Consider the following 18,379-nt stretch of genomic DNA (forward strand, 5'->3'; position numbering starts at 1 on the left):
ACACGGATGGGGGCACGAGATGGCGAGCACGTACGGCGGTGGCCGTCGGCGGCGGATCGTGGCGGCGACCGCGGTGACCGCCGCTGGGCTGCTGCTCTGGCCGGGCACGGCGTACGCGGCGGACGTGACGACCACCCCGACCGAGGCCCGGCAGGGCGAGGCGGTACGGCTGGAGTTCAGCGTTCCGGAGGAACGGGCCGGTACGAAGACCAACCAGATCGAGGTGCGGCTGCCGGCCGACGCGCCGATCGCCGAGGTCTACCCCATGTCGGTGAACGGCTGGGCGCCCCGGATCAGCTCCCGCACCCTGGACAAGCCGGTGGCCGGTATCCACTCCTCCGGGGTGAGCACTGTGACGACCGCTGTGACCTGGGTCCGGGTCGGTGAGAGTGATCCCGGGCCGGCTCGGCTGGCGCTCTCCATGGGGCCGATGCCGCAGGCCGAGCGGCTCACCTTCGAGGTGGTCCAGACGTACGCCGACGGCACTGTGGTCCGGTGGGCGGACGCCACCGGTCCGCGCCGGGCCCCGACGCTCGCCCTGCTGCCGGCGGCGCCCGGCGCGGCGGGTCCGGCCGCGCACGGCGGGCACGCCGGCCCGGCGGCCGGCGCACCGGCCGCAGCGGACAACGGTGTGGACGCCGCACCGCCGGCCCGATCGGGCAACGCCGACGAGGGCAGCGCCGACGGGATGCTGGCCGCCGGCCTGCTGGCCGGGCTGGGCGGCGGCGCGGCGATCGGCTGGCTGGTCAGCCGTTGGCGCCGCCGCGACCCGGGCGAGGCCACCGCGCTCGCCGAGGTGACCGGCGACCCGGACGAGGCCGCGACGCTGGCCGAGATAACCGGCCGCGGGAACGACACCGCAACGCCAGACCCAACGCCCGCGAGCCCGCAGCCGGCGGACCCCCGGTCCGCCGACCCGCAGCCCGCTGTTCCCGCAGCATCGCGGTGATCCACTCGGGTTCCTGGAAACCGCTGCATCCCCGCACGGACAGCCCGATTCGCAGGAAGCCGAGTTGATCGTAGGCAGCGCCAGCGCAGGGCAGGGCAGGCGCAGGGCAAGGCAGCCCGGGTCGCCCGGGCAGCCCCGGGGGTCAGGGGAGCCAGGTAGGTAGCGGCTCGCGGGCGGCCAGCCACTTTTCGGGCACCCCGCCCGGGGTGCCGACGCCGGTGTGCGCCGCCACCACCGCTCCGGCGATGGCGGCCGTGGTGTCCACGTCCCCACCGGCCCGTACGCACGTCTCGATGGCCGCCGGATAGTCGTCGAGGTGGGTGGCGGCCACCCAGAGGGTGAACCCGACGGTGTCCTGGGCGGTCACCCGGGAGCCGTTGCCGAGCGCCGCCACCACCTGGGGCAACGGCCGGCCGAGCAGCCCGGCGGCCCGGTGTACGCCCCGATACACCTCGGTGACCGGGTCGAGCGCGGCGGCGATCCCGGCCAGCAGGCGCTCCGGGGCCGGCCGGTGCCCGTCGAGGCGGGCTCGGGCGGCCAGCGCGGCGGCGACGGCGACGGCGACCGCGCCGGCGATCCCCTCCGGGTGCGCGTGCGTCACCTCGGCGGACGCGCGGGCCTGGGCGGCGGCGCGCGCTGTCGAGTCGGCGAAGTACGCGCCCAGCGGGCCGACCCGCATCGCCGCGCCGTTGCCGCAGGAGCCCTGCCCGTCGAAGGCGGAGGCGGCGGCCAGCGGCCACGGGGTGCCGGTGCGGATAAGCCCCAGGATGAGCATCGCGCCCGCGCCGTAGCCTCGGCGCTCGGTGCACCGCTCGGCGAAGGAGAGGGCCAGCCGGTCCCGGTCGATGCCGCCGGAGTCGGCCAACTGGGCGAGAACCGAGCAGGCCATCTCGGTGTCGTCGGTCCATTCCCAGGGCGCCGACGGCAGCGCGTCGGCGGCGAGATCCACGGGCACCGGCCCCGGCAGGAAGTACTGCGCGCCGAGCGCGTCGCCGGTGGAGAGACCGGCGAGGCTGTCCCGGGCGAGCGCCAGGCGGGCATCGGCGAACAGGGTGAACGACATCGTCGTACCAGCTTGCCCGGTCGCCAGGCACGCCGCAACGCGATCAACTTGCCAGGCCAAGTACGGTCTTGTCGTGGCCTCCGTGCTCCTGGTCGAAGACGATCACGTCGTACGCGGCGCGATGCTGCGGTCCCTCACCGACCGGGGGCATGCCGTGCACGCCGTGGGTACGGCGTTGGACGCCCTGCGTCGGGTCGCCGCGGAGACACCCGACCTGGTGGTGCTCGACCTCGGCCTACCCGACCTGGACGGCTCGGACGCGCTGCGGATGTTGCGCGGCATCACCGACGTTCCGATCATCATCGCCACCGCCCGCGACGACGAGCAGTCGGTGGTCAAGCTGCTGCGCGCCGGCGCCGACGACTACATGGTCAAGCCGTTCACCGGCGCGCACCTGGACGCCCGGATCACCACGGTGCTGCGCCGGGCCGGCCGGGCCAGTCGGTCCGTGCAGCCCGCTGTGCACAGCGTCGGCGGGCTGCGGGTGGACGTGGGCGAGCGCAGCGCCCAGCTCGACGGGGAGCCGCTGGCGCTGACCCGCAAGGAATTCGACCTGTTGGCGTATCTCGCCGCACGACCTGGGCGGGTAGTGTCCCGCCGGGAACTCTTGGAGGAGGTATGGCGGCAGCCATCGGTCGGCGAGGATCAGACCATCGACGTTCACCTGTACTGGCTCCGCAGAAAGATGGGCGAGTCCGCGGCGAAGCCGCGCTACCTGCGCACCGTGCGGGGGGTCGGATTCCGGCTGGTGGCACCGGACTGAGGACGGCGCTGGCCCTGCTCACGGCCGGCATGTGCAGTCTCGTGGCGCTCGCGTTCCTGATCCCGCTCGGGCTCAGCCTGCGCGAGCAGAGCCGGGACGAGGCCATCGCCGACGCGGCGCGGCGCAGCGCCCTGGTGACCGGCGCGCTGGCGGTCAGCACCGACCCGGCGGTCGTCGAGCGTGCCGTGGTGGCCAGCGCCGAGGGCGCACCCACCCGGCCCGTGGTGCACGGGTTGGGGTTGGACGAGTCGGCTGGTCGGGCCAGCGGCAGCGACCTGGACCGGGCCCGCTCCGAACGCCAGTCGTTGGTCGTCGACGTCGACGGGGGTGTGGCCCGGCTCGACCCGGTCGTCCTCGGTGACCGGACGGCAGTGGTCGAGGTGTTCCTTCCGGAGTCGACGCTGGGCGAGGGCGCCGGCGGCACCTGGTTGCTGCTGTTCGCGGTCGGCGCGGCGATGGCCGGCGCGGCGGTGCTGGTGGTCGACCGGGTCGCTGCCCGCGCGGTGGACTCCACCCGTGGTCTGGTCAAGGCCGCGCTCTCCATCGGCGACGGGGACCTCGGCGTACGGGTCGAGCCGACCGGTCCGCGCGAGCTGGCCGAGGCCGGGTACGCCTTCAACCGGATGGCGGACCGGCTGGACGCGGCCCGCACCGACGAGCGGGAGTTGGTGGCCGACCTGTCGCATCGTCTGCGTACCCCGTTGACGGTGCTGCGGTTGGACGCGGAGGCGTTGGAGTCCGACGACACCAGCGTGGGTTCGTTCAGCCCGGCGGAGTTGGACCGGCTGCGCGGGATCCGGCGGATCCGGCAGGCGATCGTCACCCTGGAGGGTGAGATCGACGTGCTGATCAAGACCACCCGTAAGACGGTGGCGCTCGAGGCCGGGCCGGCGATGTGCGACGTCAGCGAGGTGGTCCGGGACCGGATGGTGTTCTGGGCGGCGTTGGCCGGCGACCAGAACCGGCCGCACCGGGTCAACGGCGCTCAGCTGCGCATCCCGGCGCCGGTGCCGCGGGCCGAACTGGCCGCCGCGCTGGACGCGGTGATCGGCAACGTCTTCCGCTACACGCCGCAGGGCACCGCCTTCGAGGTGGCGGTGTCCCGGCGCGACGGTTACGTGGCGATCCGGATCGACGACGCCGGCCCCGGCATCGCCAACCCGGACCGGGCGCTGCGCCGGGGCGCCAGTGACCAGGGCTCGACCGGGCTCGGGCTGGACATCGCCAAGCGGGTCGCGTTGCAGGCCAACGGCTCGGTGAGCATCGACCGGGCCCGGCTGGGCGGGGCCAGCGTGGTGATGCTGCTCGCCGACCCGGAGGCGACGCCCCGGCAGGTCAGCCGCTTCGGTCTGGTCGGTCGGATGGCCCGCGACGCCCGGGACACGAAGGCCACCGGACGTCGCTGGCCCCGCCAGCGCCCCACCGACGACTGACCCGGCTGAACCCGGGGCTGTGCGCCGGCGCAAGTCTTCCTTAGATCGCGGTTAACGACCGCGTTGGATCGGCCGCGGGCTGACAGGATCAGAGCACGAACCCACCAGTTCCACCGGCCGAGCGCACCACGCACCGGCGGCCGGTGGAGCCGCGCGCGCGGCGGGAGTCACAGGTCCCCCCACACCCACGCTCCCGCCGCGCGCCCTGCTCAACCGACCGGCCCAGCCAACCAACCGGCCCAGCCAACCAACCGGCCCAGCCAACCAAACGGCCCAGCCGACCGACCAGCTCAGCCGGCGGTCGCGAGGTACGCGTCGATCTCGGCGAGGATGCGCTGCTGGCCGGCGGCGTCCAGGAAGGACGCGGTCACCGCGTTGCGGGCCAGCCCGGCCAGGCCCTCGGCACCGACGCCGAGCAGGCGGGCCGCCACCGCGTACTCGTCGTTGAGGGTGGTGCCGAACATCGGCGGGTCGTCGGAGTTGATGGTGACCAGCAGCCCGGCCTCGACCAGCCGGGGCAGCGGATGCTCGTCGAGGGTGGCCACCGCCCTGGTGCGGACGTTGGACGTCGGGCAGATCTCCATCCCGATCTGCCGCTCGGCCAGGTACGCGAGCAGTTGCGGGTCCTGCGCGGCGGAGATGCCGTGCCCGATCCGCTCGGCGCCCAACTCGTTCAGCGCGTCCCAGACGGTCTGCGGCCCGGTGGTCTCCCCGGCGTGCGGCACCGAGCGCAACCCGGCGGCGCGGGCCTGGTCGAAGTAGGGCCGGAACTGCGGTCGGGGTACGCCGATCTCCGGGCCGCCCAGACCGAAACTGACCAGCCCGTCCGGGCGCTCGTCCAGCGCGATGCGCAGCGTCTCCTCGGCTGCCGGCAGGCCGGCCTCGCCGGGGATGTCGAAGCACCAGCGCAGCTCGATGCCGAAGTCGGCCAGGGCGCGCTTGCGGGCGTCCTCGATCGCCTCGCAGAACGCCGGCGCGGGAATGCCCCGTCGGACGTGCGAGTACGGGGTGATGGTCAGCTCCGCGTACCGGACCTGTTGGCGGGCCAGCTCGCGGGCCACCTCGTGGGTGAGGATCCAGACGTCCTCCGGGTCGCGGATGAGATCCACGACGCTCAGGTAGACCTCGATGAAGTGCGCGAAGTCGCGGAACTCGAAGTAGTTGGCGAGCGCGTCCGGGTCGGCCGGCACGGGGGTACGCCCCTCGTGGCGCGCCGCCAACTCGGCGACGATCCGGGGCAGGGCGGAGCCGACGTGGTGCACGTGCAGCTCCACCTTGGGCAGGCCGGCGATGAAGGTGGACAGGTCGGTCACTGGTTCTCCTGGGCATGGTCGCCGGTGCGGGCGACGACGAAGACGCGGCGGAACGGGAAGTACACCTGACCCAGCCGCACCGGGTACGCCGCGGTGAGCCGTACTCCCAGCTCGGCCCGGAAGGCGGACCAGCCGGCGGCGTCCAGTGCGGCCCGGACCGGGCGCAGCGCGGTGCCCTCCATCCAGGCCAGCACCGGGTGCTCGGCGGCGGGTCGAGCCGGCAGCAGGTGCACGTAGGTAGTCTCCCAGGCGTCCACCTCGCAACCGGCGGCGGTCAGCAGCGCCGCGTAGTCGGCCGGGTCGTCGACCGGGTCCGCGCGCAGCAGCGGGGCGACCTCGGCCCGCCAGGTCGGCCGGTTGGCGACCTCCCGCAGGGCCCTGTGCGAGTCGGCGGCGAAGTTGCCGGGGACCTGCATGGCGAGCCAGGCGCCGACGGGCAGCTCGGTGGCCCAGCGGCGCAGCAGCTCCTGGTGGCCGGGGACCCACTGCAGCGCCGCGTTGGTGACCACCACGTCCTCGTCGCCGGCCGGACGCCAGTCGCGAAGGTCGGCGACCGCGAAGTCGACCGGCGCGCCGAGGGCTTCGGCCCGCTCGATCATTTCGGGCGAGGAGTCGAGGCCGCGCACCCGGCTGGTCGGCCAGCGTTCGGCGAGGACGGCGGTGAGCTGGCCGGGGCCGCAGCCGAGGTCGACCACCGCCCGGGGTCGCTCGGCCGGGATCCGGGCGAGGAGGTCGTGAAACGGCCGGGATCGCTCGTCGCCGAAGCGCAGGTAGGTCGTCGGGTCCCACATGGTCGCCTCCCAAACCGTACGTCCGTACTGCTGACGGTACGGCTCCCGTGGCAGGGTGGCAACCCGATCACTAGGCTCGGGGCATGGAACAGCGCAGCTTCAACCGGCTCGGCCGGACCGTTGGCGCGGTCGGCCTGGGCGCGTGGCAACTCGGCGCCGACTGGGGCACCGTCAGCGAGGACGACGCGATGGCGGTGCTCGCCGCCGCCGTGGACGCCGGGGTCACCTTCCTCGACACCGCCGACGTGTACGGCGACGGCCGCAGCGAGCAGCTGATCGGCCGCTTCCTGCGCACCCGACCCGACGCCGGGCTGACCGTCGCCACCAAGATGGGCCGCCGCGTCGAGCAGCGCCCGGAGGCGTACACCCTGGCCAACTTCCGGCAGTGGACCGACCGCTCCCGGGCCAACCTGGGCATGGACACCCTGGACCTGGTCCAGTTGCACTGCCCGCCCACCGAGGTCTTCTCCTCCGACGAGGTCTTCGACGGCCTGGACACCCTCGTCGCCGAAAAGGCCATCGCCGGGTACGGGGTCAGCGTCGAGACCTGCGACCAGGCCCTCACCGCGATCGCCCGACCGGGGGTGGCCAGCGTCCAGATCATCCTCAACGCGGTCCGCCACAAGCCCCTGGAGCGGGTGCTGCCGGCCGCGGCCGCAGGCGGTGTCGGCATCATCGCCCGCGTGCCGCTCGCCAGTGGCCTGCTCTCCGGCCGCTACGACGAGCACACTGAGTTCCCCGCCGACGACCACCGCAACTACAACCGGCACGGCGCGGCCTTCGACGTCGGAGAGACGTTCTCCGGAGTCGACTTCGACCGAGGTCTGGCCGCCGTACGCCGGCTGGCCCCGCTCGTCGACGCGGACCGCACGATGGCGCAGTTCGCCCTGCGCTGGGTGTTGGACCAGGCGGGCGTCACAGTGGTCATCCCCGGTGCCCGCGACGCCGACCAGGCCCGACGCAACGCCGCCGCGGCGGCCCTGTCCCCGCTCACCGACGAGCAGCTGGCAGCCGTCCGCGAGACCTACGACGAGCTGATCCGCCCGCAGGTGCACGACCGGTGGTGACCCGCGCGCCCGGGGTGCTCGCGTCACGCCACCCGGCCGGCGATGCTGGACGGCGGCGCGCCGCCCCGGGCGGCGGAGAGGGGACGCGATGAGAGGTTGGCTTCCGCTCACCCTCGGCCTGGTGGCCGTGGTGATCGGTGCGGTGTGGACGGTCCAGGGCCTCGGCTACGTCAGCGGCAGCGTGATGACCGACGAGAAGATCTGGGCGGTGATCGGCCCGCTCGTGACGGCGGCCGGGCTGGTGGTGCTCTGGCTCGGCCTGCGCTCGCGTCGACGCTGACCGGTCGTTGCACCGGCGAGCCTGAGCAGGCGAAAGCCCCGCATCCCAACCGGGATGCGGGGCTTTACCGCGACCCTTGAACCGGATCGTCCCACCGGCCGGCGGGGGCCGGCCGTCCTACTCAGATGGGACGGACCTGCTCAGCCTGCGGGCCCTTCTGACCCTGAGCAATCTCGAACTCCACCCGCTGGTTCTCCTCCAGCGAGCGGTAGCCGCTGGTCTGGATGGCCGAGAAGTGGACGAACACGTCAGCACCCCCACCATCGACGGTGATGAAGCCGAAGCCCTTGTCAGCGTTGAACCACTTCACGGTTCCCTGAGCCATGTGTTTCTCCCTCTAAAAACTGGCGGCCGTGCACGCCGTCCGGCCGATTGGCCGTTTTTGAGCAGCGGTGCCTGAGGCGGCCCCACGAAGGAGACTTCTCTCAACCCACGCCATCTCGCAACAGCGGGGACCAGCAAATCACGGAGGCAAAAAGTCTGTCACGACCTCTCCGACGAATTTCTCCGACATGTGACCTGACGGATGCCTCAGGTGCGCTGGGCGGCGTGCGATGCCATGCGAAAGCCCCCTTCCCATCGATGCGGGAAGGGGGCTGAAGTCGCTGCTGGTCAGTCCGGCCAGCTGCCGGTCATCCGGCGTACGCCGACCGCCCCGCCCCGGTCCACTGCCGCCCGGACGACCGCGAAGATGGCGCCCTGCAACGCGGCGGCGGCCAGGATCTCGCCCCAGCCGCGATCCTCGTCGGTCGCGTTGGGCGCCTCACCGTCGCCCGCGGTGGCCTTCCAGACCTGCCGGAAGATCGCCCCGGCCACCGTGCCCGCGGCGATACCCAACAACACGCCGACCGGCCGGTATGCGACCCTGCCGATACTCTTGCTCACCTACGCCTCCCCCGCACGATCATCAGCACCACCACGGTGGCCACCGCGCCGGCCGCGATGGCCGCCCACGGCACCGGGTTTCGGCGCACCAACTCGCCCTTGTCGTACGCCTGTGCGCGTACCATCTCGCCCTTTTCGTACGCCTGCGCCCGCGCCATTCCGGCGCCACGGGCGGCCTGCCCGCGGACCCGAGCGACGGTCTGCGCCGCCTGCTCCCGCATCCGCTCCTTGGCCTGCTCGGCGGACTCCTTCAGACGCGCCTTGACGTCGGCCTTGGCGGCCAACGCCTCCATCGTCTCGCCCAACTCGACCCGGGTGCGACGGATCTCCTCGCGGAGGGCCTCCGTGTCGCCGGTCCCGTTACCGGTCATTGCCGCCCCCTGTCCTTCACCGCGGCGGTGACGGTGTCCATGTCTGCCCGGAGGCTACGGACCGTGGCCGCCGGCACCGGCGGGACGGCACGGCTGACCTGCTTCTTGCCCACCAGGGCGAGGATGCCGGCCACCAGGAAGCAGGCCACCGCCACGATCAGCGCAGCAGCCCAGGCGGGCAACACCAGGTCGAGCAACAGGATCGCCGTGGCGACCAGCGCACCAAGACCGAAGAACGCGAGCGCGCCACCGCCGCCGAAAAGGCCGATCCCGATGCCCGCGTGCTTACCCTTCTGGGTCAACTCCGCTCGGGCCAGCGTCAGTTCGTCCCGTACGAGGCGGGAGATCTGCTCAGTGGCCCGCTGCACCAACTCGGCGGTGGAGGGCTCGCTCCCGTTCTGGGATGTGCGGGCTTTCGCCACGTCAGCCATGCTGTCCTCCTTTCCTCATCACCGCGCTGTATGCCCGAAGTCGCCGCTCGTCAATCCTAAAGCGCGCCAAGCAGCTCACCGTCCCGTTGTCCGGACGCCGCGCCGCCGATACGCGGCGAGCCGCCGCGATCACGCCAGAGACGTCCGGCAGCACATCCCCCACCCAAGCCCGACCAAACCTCCCGCACCGGCCCCCTCCACCCCGGGCGGGGGTGGGGTGGGGGTGGGTTATTGGGGGCGGGTTTCTTCGGGGCCTACGAAGGCTTCGCTGCGGGCGTCGCCGTCGTCGCTGCCGCCGAAGACACGGGCGTCGTCGGGCGCCTCGGTGTCGGACAGGCGGCGGGCCGGCCGCCTCGGCTGCACCCACTGCCAGGACAGGTTGCTGTTGGAGTCGCCCAGCTCGGTGCGCAGCCGTGGCATGGCGGTCGGGCGGTTGTCCCGGATCCAGGCGACCAGGTGCTCCCGGACGAGGCAGCGCAGGTCCCACAGACTGCCCGCGTCGGCGGCGCTGACCAGCGCGCGCAACCGGACCATTCCGCCGGTGGCGTCGGTGACCTGCAGGACGCAGACCCGCCCGTCCCACAGCTCGGTGCCCTCGACGAGGCGCCGCAGCTCCTCACGCATGATCTGCACCGGCACCGCCCAGTCGACGTCGAATTCGGCGGTGCCGAGCACCGCCGCCTCCGTCCGGGTCCAGTTCTGGAACGGCTTGCTGGTGAAGTACGAGGTGGGCAGGATCAACCGGCGGTCGTCCCAGATCTGCACCACGACGTAGCTGAGGGTCAGTTCCTCGATGCGACCCCACTCCCCCTCGACGACGACCACGTCGTCGAGCCGGACGGCGTCGCTGAAGGCGAGTTGGAGGCCGGCGAAGACGTTGCCGAGCAGGCTCTGTGCGGCGAGCGCGGCCACCACACCGACCACACCGGCCGAGGTCAGCACACCGGCGCCGATGCCCCGCACGCTGGGGAACGTCATCAGCATCACGCCGACGGCCAGGATGACGATCACCGCGATGGTCAGTCGGCGCAGCATCACCACCTGGGTCCGGACCCGCCGGGCGTGCCGGTTGTCCGGTACGTCGACCCGGAACCGGGCCAGCGCGGTGTCCTCCACGACGAGCAGCAGACCGGCGACCAGCCAGGCGAGGGTGGCGATGACGCCGAGGATGAGCAGGTGCAGCAGCAGCCGACGCCAGCTCTCGCCGACCGCGTACCCGGTGCTGAAGCGGACGGCGAACTGCACGGCCAGGACCGTTGCGGCGACCTGGAACGGGCGGTGCGCGTGGTCGGTCAGCTCGGTCAACAGCAGTGACCGGCGGCCGAACCGCCGGGTCAACCGGTGGACGACCTCGACCAGGAACAGGGCGACCGCCGCCGCGACGAGCGCGGCGACGGCCGTTTCGAGATAGTTCTGCACGGCTTCGGTGCTCCCCTTCGACCAGGCGTCGGGCACTTCGGGCAAAAGCCCAAGAGTGCCCGACAGCCCGGGAATCGACCAGTTCAGACCTTGCGGTACCGGGACTGGAGGAAGCAGTAGACGCCGAAGGCGGCGATGCCGAGGGCGACCAGGGTCAGCAGGAACATGCCGTAGGACTGCTCACGCAGGGCGTGCAGCGCGGCGTCCAGACCACGGGCCTTCTCCGGGTCGTAGTTCACCGCGGCCACGATGACCAGCAGACCGGCGATGCCGTACGCGACGCCCTTGGCGATGTATCCGGCCATGCCCAGCCGGCGGGCGAGCTGGCGGGTCTTCGGGTTCATCTCGCCGGTCTTGAGGTGCTTCTCGAACTTCTTCCGGGCGCCGTAGATCACCAGGCCGATGCCGATCGCGGCGACGACCAGGCCGGCCAGGCCGACCAGCCACCGGCCACCGCTGGAGGTCATCAGCTTGCCGGTCAACGCCTCCTGCTGGTCGGCGCTGTTCGACCCGGCGTCGGAGAAGACCTTGAAGGCGGTCCAGGCGAAGTAGAGGTAGACGATGGTCCGGCCGGCCGAGGCGACCCGTTCCATCACCCGCTCCTTGCCGCGCTCGGCGCGGTGCCCGACCGCCGCCTCCAGCGCCTGCCAGATCGCCATCGCGAGCAGGCCGACAGCGACGGCGATGACCAGGAACTTGCCGAGGGGCTGTGCGGAGAGGGTACGCAGCGCGCCGGACTGGTCGCCGTCGTCGGACGACGTGCCGAACGCGATCTGCAACGCCAACCAGGCGAAGAGGAGGTGGACGATGCCGTAGCCGATGAAGCCGGCCCGGGCGAGGAGTTCCAGCCACCGGCTGTCCGCCGTACGGGAGGCGGTGGCTTCGGCGCTACGGGTAAGTGACATGGCGTCACAATCTCCGATTCTGAAGATTCCCAAACGTCGGCCACCGCCGCCCGCCCGGGTCAGCTACCCGGGTTGCGCGCTACGCGAATCTTGACCTGTTGGTCGGTCACGCTGTCCAGGGTGACAGCGAAGCCCCCGGCCTCGGCGGCCTGCTGGCCGGTGGTGAGGGTGAGCTGCTCACCGGCGACCTCGACGGTCACCTGGTCACCCTCGGCACCGACCAGCTTGGCCTCGACGCCCAGGATGGTGGCGCTGGCGTCGACACCCCGCTCGAAGGTGACGGTGCAGGCGTCCAGCCCGCAGTCGGTGGAGGCGCCCTGGGAGCTGCACCCGGCGAGCACGGCGAGGCCGAGCGCCAGACCGGCGAAGAGACCGGCAGCGCGGCGGACGGTGGGAATGGGCACGGTGGCGGGTCGGTTCGTCACCCCGCCAAGAGTACGAGACATCCGCGACGGCACCGCCCAACGGTGATCACCTGGCGGCCGGGAAGGGTACGGGGAGCACCGGCTAGGGTCCGGGACATGCCGTTCGACATCGCCCGCACCCGGGCCGCGTACCCCGCCCTGACCGAGGGCTTCGTCCACTTCGACGGTGCCGGCGGCACCCAGACCGCGGCCGGTGTGATCGACGCGGTCACCGACGCCATGCGGTCGGCGGTGGGCAACCGCAGCGCCGCCTTCCTACCGGGTCGCCGGTCGTTGGAGCTGGTGGCCGAGGCCCGCTCGGCGGTGGCCGACCTGCTCGGCGGCGACCCGGCCGGGGTGGTGCTCGGCCCGAGCGCTACCGCGCTGACGTACACCCTGGCCCGCACGCTCGGCGCGGCCTGGCGCCCGGGTGACGAGGTGGTGGTCTCCCGGCTCGACCACGACGCGAACGTGCGGCCGTGGGTGCAGGCCGCCGAGGCGGCCGGCGCGACGGTGCGCTGGGCCGAGGTCGACCGGCACACCGGTGAACTGCCCGCGGCACAGTACGCGGACCTGGTGGGTGAGCGGACCCGGTTGGTGGCGGTCACCGGCGGTAGCAACGCCATCGGCACCATGCCGGACGTGTCGGCGATCGCCAAGACGGCGCACGCGGTCGGCGCGTTGGTCTACGTCGACGGGGTGCACTCGGTGCCGCACGGGCCGACCGACCTGGCCTCGCTCGGTGCCGACGTGCTGGTCACCAGCGCGTACAAGTGGTCCGGCCCGCACCTGGCGGCGATGGTGGCGGACCCGGCCCGGTGGGCGGCGTTGCGCCCGGCGAAGCTGGTGCCGTCCTCCGACGCGGTGCCGGACCGGTTCGAGTACGGCACGCCGAGCTTCCCGCTGCTGGCCGGCGTGGCCGCGGCGGTGGATCACCTGGCGGGGCTGGACCCGGACGCGGTCGGGGACCGGCGGGCCCGGCTGCGGGCCGGGCTGGCCGCCGCCCAGGCGCACGAGGAGGCGCTACTGGACCGGCTGCTCGCCGGGCTGGCGCGGCGGCCGGCGATCACCGTCTACGGCTCGCCGGCGCGGCGCTGCCCGACGGTCTCGTTCCGGATCGCCGGGATGTCCCCGACGGCCACCCAGGAGGCGTTGGGCGACGCCGGGTTCTGCCTCTCCGTCGGCGACTACTACGCCTACGAGTACTTCCAGCTGATGGGTCTGCGCGACAGCGGCGGGGCGGTGCGGGCCAGCATCTACCACTACAACACGGCCGACGAGGTGGACCGGTTGCTCGGCGAACTCGACGCGTTGGCCGAGCGGGCGGGGAGAATGGCCGGATGAGCACCCTGGTCGAGGACAACCCGGCGAAGCACCGCTTCGAGATCCTTGTCGACGACGCGCTGGCCGGCTTCACCGCGTACCTGCCGCGCGGGGAGGTCCTGGTCTTCACCCACACCGAGGTGGACCGGGGCTTTCAGGGCAAGGGGGTGGGTGGCACGCTGATCCGCGGCACCCTGGACCAGCTCCGGGCCCGCGGCACGACAGTGGTGCCGCAGTGCCCCTTCATGGCCGCGTTCATCGACAAGCACCCCGAGTACGCCGACCTGGTCGCCGACCTCCCGTAGCGCGGACCGTCAGCGGACGCCGGTGAGCACCTCGGCGGCGGCCTGCCCGCTGGCCCGGGTGGCGCCGTGGGTGGCCAGGTGCACCGCCCCGGTGACCAGCTCGGGCACGCCCAACTCGACCACTACGGCGTCCGGCCGGGCGGCCAACGCGCGGTGCACGGCGGCGCGCATCCAGTCGTGCCGGTGCTGGTCGCGGACGACCAGGACCAGAGGGCGGCTGCCCGCACCGGCGCTCGGGTCGGCTGGGACGTCGGGTTCGGCGTAGCGGACCGTGCTGGTGCCGGGCAGCAGCTCGGTCAGTGGTCCGCCGATGCCCCACGGGGTCTCGGCGCCGATGGCGATGTTGCGCAGCGGCTCGAACTCGACGACGTGTGCCGCGCGGGTCAGGGGCAGCGCGACAGTCGTGCCCGGGGCGGCGGTGACCCGGACGGCCCGGCGGGCGGCGACCAGGCCGACGTCGGCGGTGGCGCGCGCTCCGGCCGAGCCGGAGCTGCGGGCGGCCACCGTCCAGGCGGCGAGTTGACCGACGCGCTTGGCGGCCTCGGCGAGACGTTCCTCGGGCAGCTCACCGGAGACGACGGCGGCCACGATGGCGTCGCGCAGCTCGCCGGCGGCCTGCTCGTCGGCCCGTTCGCCGCCGATGCAGATGGCGTCGGCCCCGGCGGCGAGGGCGCGGACCGTCGCCCCGGCGAAGCCGTACCGGTCGGCGACCGCGCGCATCTCCATCGCGTCGGTGACCACCACGCCGGAGAAGCCCAGCTCGTCGCGGAGCAACCCGCCCAGGATGCGCTGACTCAGCGTCGCCGGCAGGTGCGGGTCGAGCGCGGGCACCAGCAGGTGACCGGTCATCACCGCCTGCACCCCGGCGGCCACGGCGGCGCGGAACGGGGCCAGTTCGCAGGCGTCCAGCCGGTCCCGGTCGGCGGTGATCCGGGGCAGGTCGTGGTGTGAGTCGACCCGGGTGTCGCCGTGCCCGGGGAAGTGTTTGGCGCAGGCCGCGACGCCGCCGGCCTGGAGCCCGCGGACCCAGGCGGCGGTGTGCCGCGCGACCAGCACCGGGTCGGCGCCGAAGGAGCGGACGCCGATCACCGGGTTCGCCGGGTTGGAGTTGACGTCGGCGTCCGGGGCGTAGTTGAGGGTGACCCCCGCCGCGGCCAGCTCGGCGCCGAGGTCCCGGGCGACGGCCTCGGTCAGCTCCGGGTCGTCGACAGCGCCGAGGGCGAAGTTGCCGGGCCGGGAGCTGCCGTGCACCGACTCCAGCCGGGTGACGTCGCCGGCCTCCTCGTCGATCGCCACGATGACGTCCGGCCGTTCCGCGCGCAGCGTCGCGGTGAGCGCGGCCACCTGCTCGGTGTCGACGACGTTGCGAGCGAAGAGCACCACCGAGCCGAGACCCTCGCCGAGCCAGCGGCACACCCATGGTGGTGGGGTGGTGCCGACGAAGCCGGGTTGCAGGACGGCGGCGGCGAGCGCCGGGAGGTGCCCGTTGGTAGTGGTCACTCCGCCCCCTCGCAGTGATCGATGTCGATCACCGGCGACGGTGCGCCCCCGTCGATCCGCTGGTTGCGCTCGCTCATGCGGCCCCCGTACCCCATCTCTCGCGCGCCCTCGGCGCACCGCCACCGGCAGGCGGTCCTGCCATGGTCACACTGAGCGATTCAATAGTCAATAAACCTTACAGTTGCCTGGCGGCCCGCTCCCCGGGGAGAGTGCGGGGATGGATCCCGTCCTGCTGGCCGACGCGACGAGCCCGGCCGACATCCCCGGCGTACGCCTGCTTGGCCTGGTGGTCGGCGCGCTGCTGCTCCTCGCCGCGATCCGGGCGATGTTCGGTCGACGCTGAGCGAGCCGTGCCGATCCGGGCCCGGCGGGCCTGGTGTGGTCCCCCGCGACCGGGGTACGGCTCTTGCCACAAGCAGGTCCGCGTGCCGAAGGGGTAAGCCATGAAGATCGGATATTTCCTGTCCAGTGAGGAGTTCACGCCAGCCGAGTTGCTGGAGCAGGCGCGCGGTGCCGAACGGGCCGGCTTCGGCGCGCTGTGGATCTCCGACCACTACCACCCCTGGGTGGACGCACAGGGCCAGAGCCCGTTCGTCTGGTCGATGATCGGCGCGCTCAGCCAGGTCTGTTCGCTGCCGGTGACCACGGCGGTGACCTGCCCGACAGTGCGGATCCACCCGGCCGTGATCGCGCAGGCGGCGGCGACCAGCGCGGTGCTGCACGGCGGGCGCTTCGTGCTCGGCGTCGGCACCGGCGAGGCTCTCAACGAGCACATCTTCGGCGACGCCTGGCCGCAGGCCGACGTCCGGCTGGAGATGCTGGAGGAGGCAGTCGAGGTGCTGCGCGCGCTGTGGGGCGGTGGCTTCGTCAACCACCACGGCAAGCATTACACAGTGGAGAACGCCCGGATCTACACGTTGCCCGACTCTCCCCCGTCGATCTACGTCTCCGGCTTCGGGCCGAAGTCCATCGACCTGGCCGCGCGGATCGGTGACGGCTACGTGAGCACGATGCCCGACGGCGAGATGGTCCGGCGCTTCCGCGAGAACGGCGGCGGCGACAAGCCGTGCCAGGCCGGCTTCAAGGCGGCGTACGCGGACAGCGAGGAGGAGGGGCTGCGCATCGCGTACGAGCGCTGGCCGAACGCGGGGGTGCCGGGTGAGCTGTCCCAGGTGCTGCCCTCGCCGCGGCACTTCGAGCAGGCCGCCGAGTTGGTCAAGCCGGAGATGCTGAAGGAGGCGTTCGTCTGCGGCAACAGCGCCGACGCCCACCTGGAGATGATCGACCAGTACGCCAAGGCCGGCTTCGACGAGGTCTACGTGGCCAACACCGGCCCGCACTACCAGGGCCTGTTCGACCTCTACCAGCGCGAGGTCCTGCCCCGCCTGCGCTGAGTCGACCATCAACGAGCCCATGATCGTCCGAATGCGTTTCGGCGGTCATGGGCTCGGGTACCTCCGGCCCTCGATGAAACTGTCCACGCACTCGATGACGTTGCGCCGCGCGGCCCGCAGCCTTTTCGGCTGGAAGGCGCTACGGCCCAACCAACTGGCCGCCATGCGCGCCGTGATGAAGCGACGCGACGCACTAGTGGTGCTGCCCACCGGCGCCGGCAAGTCGGCGATCTACCAGATCCCGGCCAGCCTGATCCCCGGCCCCACAGTGGTGATCTCCCCACTGCTGGCCCTCCAGCAGGACCAGATCGCCTCCCTCAACGAGCGGCAACGCCCGGAGCTGCGGGCGGTGCGGATCAGCTCGAACGAGTCGCCGACCCAGCAGGCCGAGGCGATCACCGAGATCCGCGAGGGCCGGGCCGAGTTCCTCTTCATCACCCCGGAACAACTCAGCAACCCGGACCGGATGGCCGAGGTCGCCGAACTGAAGCCGGCACTGGTGGCGATCGACGAGGCGCACTGCATCTCCGCGTGGGGGCACGACTTCCGCCCCGACTACCTGGCGCTCGGGCACCTCATCGACGGCATCGGCCGACCGCCGGTGGTCGCGCTGACCGCCACCGCCTCCCCTCCGGTACGCGACGACATCATCGCCCGGCTGCGACTGCGCGAGCCGGAGGTGGTGGTCTCCGGACTGGACCGGCCGAACCTGTTCGTCGAGGTCGCGCACTGCCCCACCGAGGACTACCGGTGGCGGCGGCTGATCGCGCTGCTGAGCGACGACGAGCGGCCCGGGATCATCTACGTGCCGACCCGTCGCGCCGCCGAGGAGCTGGCCACCCGGTTGACCGACGCCGGCTACCCGGCGCAGTTCTACCACGGTGGGATGGCAGCCGGCGCACGCCACGAACTGCACGAGGCGTTCCTCGCCGACCAGGTCCCCATCATGGTGGCGACCTCGGCGTTCGGCATGGGCATCGACAAGCCCAACATCGCCTGGGTGGTGCACATGGCGCTGACCGACTCACCGGACAGCTACTTCCAGGAGATCGGCCGGGCCGGCCGCGACGGGCAACCAGCCCGGGTGCTGCTGCTCTGGCAGGCCGAGGACGTGGGCCTGCAACGGTTCTTCAGCGGCGGCCTGCCCGACGTCGACGAGCTGCGCGACCTCGCCGCGCTGCTGCGTCGCGAGCCGGCCACCAAGACCGAACTGCGCGAAACCACCGGCCTCGGGCCGCGCAAGCTGGGCCAGTACCTCTCCCTGTTGGAGCAGGTCGGGGCGGCCGAACCGCGCGCACGACAGCGCATCGGCGCGCCCCGTTACTCCCCCACCCCGACCGACGCCGCCGCGGCGGCGCTGGCGGAGGCGGAGCGCCAGCAGACCGTGACCCGGTCCCGCACCGACATGATGCGGGCCTTCGCCGAGACCCGGGCCTGCCGGGGGCAGACCCTGCTGGCCTACTTCGGCGAGCAGATGACGCAGGTCTGCGGCCACTGCGACAACTGCCACAACGGCACCAGCGTGGCCGACCAGGGCGCGGTGGGTCCGTTCCCGGTGCACAGCCAGGTGCGGCACCCGGAGTGGGGGTCCGGCATGGTGCTCTCCTACGAGGAGGACAAGATGACGGTCCTCTTCGAGGAGGTCGGGTACAAGACGTTGTCCGTGCGCGTGGTGTCCGAACAGGGCCTGCTGACCCTGGACTAGCCTGACCCGGGCGCCGCTTTCGGGCCCGGTGGATCGACCAAGCAGAGCACCGATTGACCAAGCAGAGCAGGGCGGAAG

At 72.5% G+C, this 18,379-nt stretch carries 21 protein-coding genes; 10 read left to right on the forward strand and 11 right to left on the reverse strand.

From position 1 onward, the window contains the following. The first annotated feature begins 19 nt into the window (after positions 1-19). Positions 20-949 (forward strand): DUF1775 domain-containing protein, encoded by a 930-nt coding sequence (locus KBX08_RS21380; RefSeq protein WP_210785205.1) that lies wholly within the window; start codon positions 20-22, stop codon positions 947-949. A 142-nt stretch (positions 950-1,091) separates the two neighbouring features. Here KBX08_RS21380 and KBX08_RS21385 read toward each other — a convergent pair whose 3' ends face one another. Continuing rightward, positions 1,092-2,012: an ADP-ribosylglycohydrolase family protein gene (locus KBX08_RS21385; protein WP_210785206.1), complete on the reverse strand. Its 921-nt coding sequence runs from the start codon at positions 2,010-2,012 to the stop codon at positions 1,092-1,094. Between the two features lie 73 nt (positions 2,013-2,085). Here KBX08_RS21385 and KBX08_RS21390 point away from each other — a divergent pair, with 73 nt between their 5' ends. Continuing rightward, positions 2,086-2,775: a response regulator transcription factor gene (locus KBX08_RS21390; RefSeq protein ID WP_091401712.1), complete on the forward strand. Its 690-nt coding sequence runs from the start codon at positions 2,086-2,088 to the stop codon at positions 2,773-2,775. A 29-nt stretch (positions 2,776-2,804) separates the two neighbouring features. Then, positions 2,805-4,208 (forward strand): HAMP domain-containing sensor histidine kinase, encoded by a 1,404-nt coding sequence (locus KBX08_RS21395; RefSeq protein WP_210785207.1) that lies wholly within the window; start codon positions 2,805-2,807, stop codon positions 4,206-4,208. A 290-nt stretch (positions 4,209-4,498) separates the two neighbouring features. Here the strand turns inward: KBX08_RS21395 and KBX08_RS21400 are convergent, their stop codons facing one another. Further along, on the reverse strand, positions 4,499-5,521 hold the full coding sequence (locus tag KBX08_RS21400) for an adenosine deaminase (RefSeq protein ID WP_210785208.1): 1,023 nt from the start codon (positions 5,519-5,521) through the stop codon (positions 4,499-4,501). After that, positions 5,518-6,312, reverse strand: coding sequence for a trans-aconitate 2-methyltransferase (locus tag KBX08_RS21405; protein WP_210785209.1), 795 nt, complete (start codon positions 6,310-6,312; stop codon positions 5,518-5,520). Before KBX08_RS21405 ends, KBX08_RS21400 begins: the two co-directional genes overlap by 4 nt. A gap of 83 nt (positions 6,313-6,395) precedes the next feature. Here KBX08_RS21405 and KBX08_RS21410 point away from each other — a divergent pair, with 83 nt between their 5' ends. Continuing rightward, a complete protein-coding gene (locus KBX08_RS21410; protein ID WP_210785210.1) occupies positions 6,396-7,379 on the forward strand; it encodes an aldo/keto reductase in 984 nt (327 codons plus the stop codon). 88 nt (positions 7,380-7,467) lie between these two features. Then, complete coding sequence (locus tag KBX08_RS21415) at positions 7,468-7,659, forward strand: hypothetical protein (protein WP_210785211.1); 192 nt, start codon at positions 7,468-7,470, stop codon at positions 7,657-7,659. 121 nt (positions 7,660-7,780) lie between these two features. Here the strand turns inward: KBX08_RS21415 and KBX08_RS21420 are convergent, their stop codons facing one another. The 7 genes from KBX08_RS21420 to KBX08_RS21450 all read right to left on the reverse strand — a co-directional run bounded on the left by KBX08_RS21420 (position 7,781) and on the right by KBX08_RS21450 (position 12,095). Further along, entirely contained in the window at positions 7,781-7,984 is a 204-nt protein-coding gene (locus tag KBX08_RS21420) for a cold-shock protein (protein WP_030338233.1), read from the reverse strand. 287 nt (positions 7,985-8,271) lie between these two features. After that, positions 8,272-8,544, reverse strand: coding sequence for a DUF4235 domain-containing protein (locus KBX08_RS21425; RefSeq protein WP_124817926.1), 273 nt, complete (start codon positions 8,542-8,544; stop codon positions 8,272-8,274). After that, positions 8,541-8,915 (reverse strand): DUF3618 domain-containing protein, encoded by a 375-nt coding sequence (locus tag KBX08_RS21430; RefSeq protein WP_210785212.1) that lies wholly within the window; start codon positions 8,913-8,915, stop codon positions 8,541-8,543. Before KBX08_RS21430 ends, KBX08_RS21425 begins: the two co-directional genes overlap by 4 nt. Beyond that, a complete protein-coding gene (locus KBX08_RS21435) occupies positions 8,912-9,346 on the reverse strand; it encodes a phage holin family protein (protein ID WP_030338239.1) in 435 nt (144 codons plus the stop codon). The genes KBX08_RS21430 and KBX08_RS21435 overlap by 4 nt, the downstream gene beginning before the upstream one ends. Before the next feature lie 228 nt (positions 9,347-9,574). Continuing rightward, the gene (locus KBX08_RS21440; RefSeq protein WP_210785238.1) at positions 9,575-10,765 is read right to left on the reverse strand and encodes a mechanosensitive ion channel family protein; all 1,191 of its coding nucleotides are present in this window, start codon (positions 10,763-10,765) and stop codon (positions 9,575-9,577) included. An 83-nt stretch (positions 10,766-10,848) separates the two neighbouring features. Further along, positions 10,849-11,670, reverse strand: coding sequence for a DUF1206 domain-containing protein (locus KBX08_RS21445; RefSeq protein ID WP_210785213.1), 822 nt, complete (start codon positions 11,668-11,670; stop codon positions 10,849-10,851). 59 nt (positions 11,671-11,729) lie between these two features. Next, complete coding sequence (locus tag KBX08_RS21450) at positions 11,730-12,095, reverse strand: hypothetical protein (protein WP_210785214.1); 366 nt, start codon at positions 12,093-12,095, stop codon at positions 11,730-11,732. Between the two features lie 96 nt (positions 12,096-12,191). Here KBX08_RS21450 and KBX08_RS21455 point away from each other — a divergent pair, with 96 nt between their 5' ends. Both KBX08_RS21455 and KBX08_RS21460 read left to right on the forward strand, forming a co-directional pair. Next, positions 12,192-13,418, forward strand: a complete 1,227-nt coding sequence (locus KBX08_RS21455) for a cysteine desulfurase-like protein (protein WP_210785215.1) — start codon at positions 12,192-12,194, stop codon at positions 13,416-13,418. After that, positions 13,415-13,702, forward strand: a complete 288-nt coding sequence (locus KBX08_RS21460; RefSeq protein ID WP_210785216.1) for a GNAT family N-acetyltransferase — start codon at positions 13,415-13,417, stop codon at positions 13,700-13,702. The genes KBX08_RS21455 and KBX08_RS21460 overlap by 4 nt, the downstream gene beginning before the upstream one ends. A gap of 9 nt (positions 13,703-13,711) precedes the next feature. Here KBX08_RS21460 and KBX08_RS21465 read toward each other — a convergent pair whose 3' ends face one another. After that, the gene (locus KBX08_RS21465) at positions 13,712-15,202 is read right to left on the reverse strand and encodes a glycoside hydrolase family 3 protein (RefSeq protein WP_210785217.1); all 1,491 of its coding nucleotides are present in this window, start codon (positions 15,200-15,202) and stop codon (positions 13,712-13,714) included. 217 nt (positions 15,203-15,419) lie between these two features. On the opposite strand from KBX08_RS21465, the gene KBX08_RS34465 reads away from it, so the two are divergent. From KBX08_RS34465 to KBX08_RS21475, 3 genes are all read left to right on the forward strand, one after another. Then, positions 15,420-15,545, forward strand: a complete 126-nt coding sequence (locus tag KBX08_RS34465; protein ID WP_255750123.1) for a hypothetical protein — start codon at positions 15,420-15,422, stop codon at positions 15,543-15,545. A 100-nt stretch (positions 15,546-15,645) separates the two neighbouring features. After that, a complete protein-coding gene (locus KBX08_RS21470; protein WP_210785218.1) occupies positions 15,646-16,596 on the forward strand; it encodes a TIGR03557 family F420-dependent LLM class oxidoreductase in 951 nt (316 codons plus the stop codon). A gap of 73 nt (positions 16,597-16,669) precedes the next feature. Next, complete coding sequence (locus tag KBX08_RS21475; protein ID WP_210785219.1) at positions 16,670-18,301, forward strand: ATP-dependent DNA helicase RecQ; 1,632 nt, start codon at positions 16,670-16,672, stop codon at positions 18,299-18,301. Positions 18,302-18,379 lie beyond the last annotated feature (78 nt).

Origin of the sequence: Micromonospora sp. H61 (assembly GCF_018070325.1) — a bacterium.
Lineage (GTDB): Bacteria > Actinomycetota > Actinomycetes > Mycobacteriales > Micromonosporaceae > Micromonospora > Micromonospora salmantinae.

Bases quoted from the DNA above. Each gene is read 5' to 3' on its own strand.
- KBX08_RS21380 (WP_210785205.1), top strand. From the start codon at position 20: ATGGCGAGCACGTACGGCGGTGGCCGTCGGCGGCGGATCGTGGCGGCG.
- KBX08_RS21385 (WP_210785206.1), bottom strand. From the start codon at position 2,012: ATGTCGTTCACCCTGTTCGCCGATGCCCGCCTGGCGCTCGCCCGGGAC.
- KBX08_RS21395 (WP_210785207.1), top strand. From the start codon at position 2,805: ATGTGCAGTCTCGTGGCGCTCGCGTTCCTGATCCCGCTCGGGCTCAGC.
- KBX08_RS21405 (WP_210785209.1), bottom strand. From the start codon at position 6,312: ATGTGGGACCCGACGACCTACCTGCGCTTCGGCGACGAGCGATCCCGG.
- KBX08_RS21410 (WP_210785210.1), top strand. From the start codon at position 6,396: ATGGAACAGCGCAGCTTCAACCGGCTCGGCCGGACCGTTGGCGCGGTC.
- KBX08_RS21415 (WP_210785211.1), top strand. From the start codon at position 7,468: ATGAGAGGTTGGCTTCCGCTCACCCTCGGCCTGGTGGCCGTGGTGATC.
- KBX08_RS21420 (WP_030338233.1), bottom strand. From the start codon at position 7,984: ATGGCTCAGGGAACCGTGAAGTGGTTCAACGCTGACAAGGGCTTCGGC.
- KBX08_RS21430 (WP_210785212.1), bottom strand. From the start codon at position 8,915: ATGACCGGTAACGGGACCGGCGACACGGAGGCCCTCCGCGAGGAGATC.
- KBX08_RS21435 (WP_030338239.1), bottom strand. From the start codon at position 9,346: ATGGCTGACGTGGCGAAAGCCCGCACATCCCAGAACGGGAGCGAGCCC.
- KBX08_RS21445 (WP_210785213.1), bottom strand. From the start codon at position 11,670: ATGTCACTTACCCGTAGCGCCGAAGCCACCGCCTCCCGTACGGCGGAC.
- KBX08_RS21455 (WP_210785215.1), top strand. From the start codon at position 12,192: ATGCCGTTCGACATCGCCCGCACCCGGGCCGCGTACCCCGCCCTGACC.
- KBX08_RS21460 (WP_210785216.1), top strand. From the start codon at position 13,415: ATGAGCACCCTGGTCGAGGACAACCCGGCGAAGCACCGCTTCGAGATC.
- KBX08_RS34465 (WP_255750123.1), top strand. From the start codon at position 15,420: ATGGATCCCGTCCTGCTGGCCGACGCGACGAGCCCGGCCGACATCCCC.
- KBX08_RS21470 (WP_210785218.1), top strand. From the start codon at position 15,646: ATGAAGATCGGATATTTCCTGTCCAGTGAGGAGTTCACGCCAGCCGAG.
- KBX08_RS21475 (WP_210785219.1), top strand. From the start codon at position 16,670: ATGAAACTGTCCACGCACTCGATGACGTTGCGCCGCGCGGCCCGCAGC.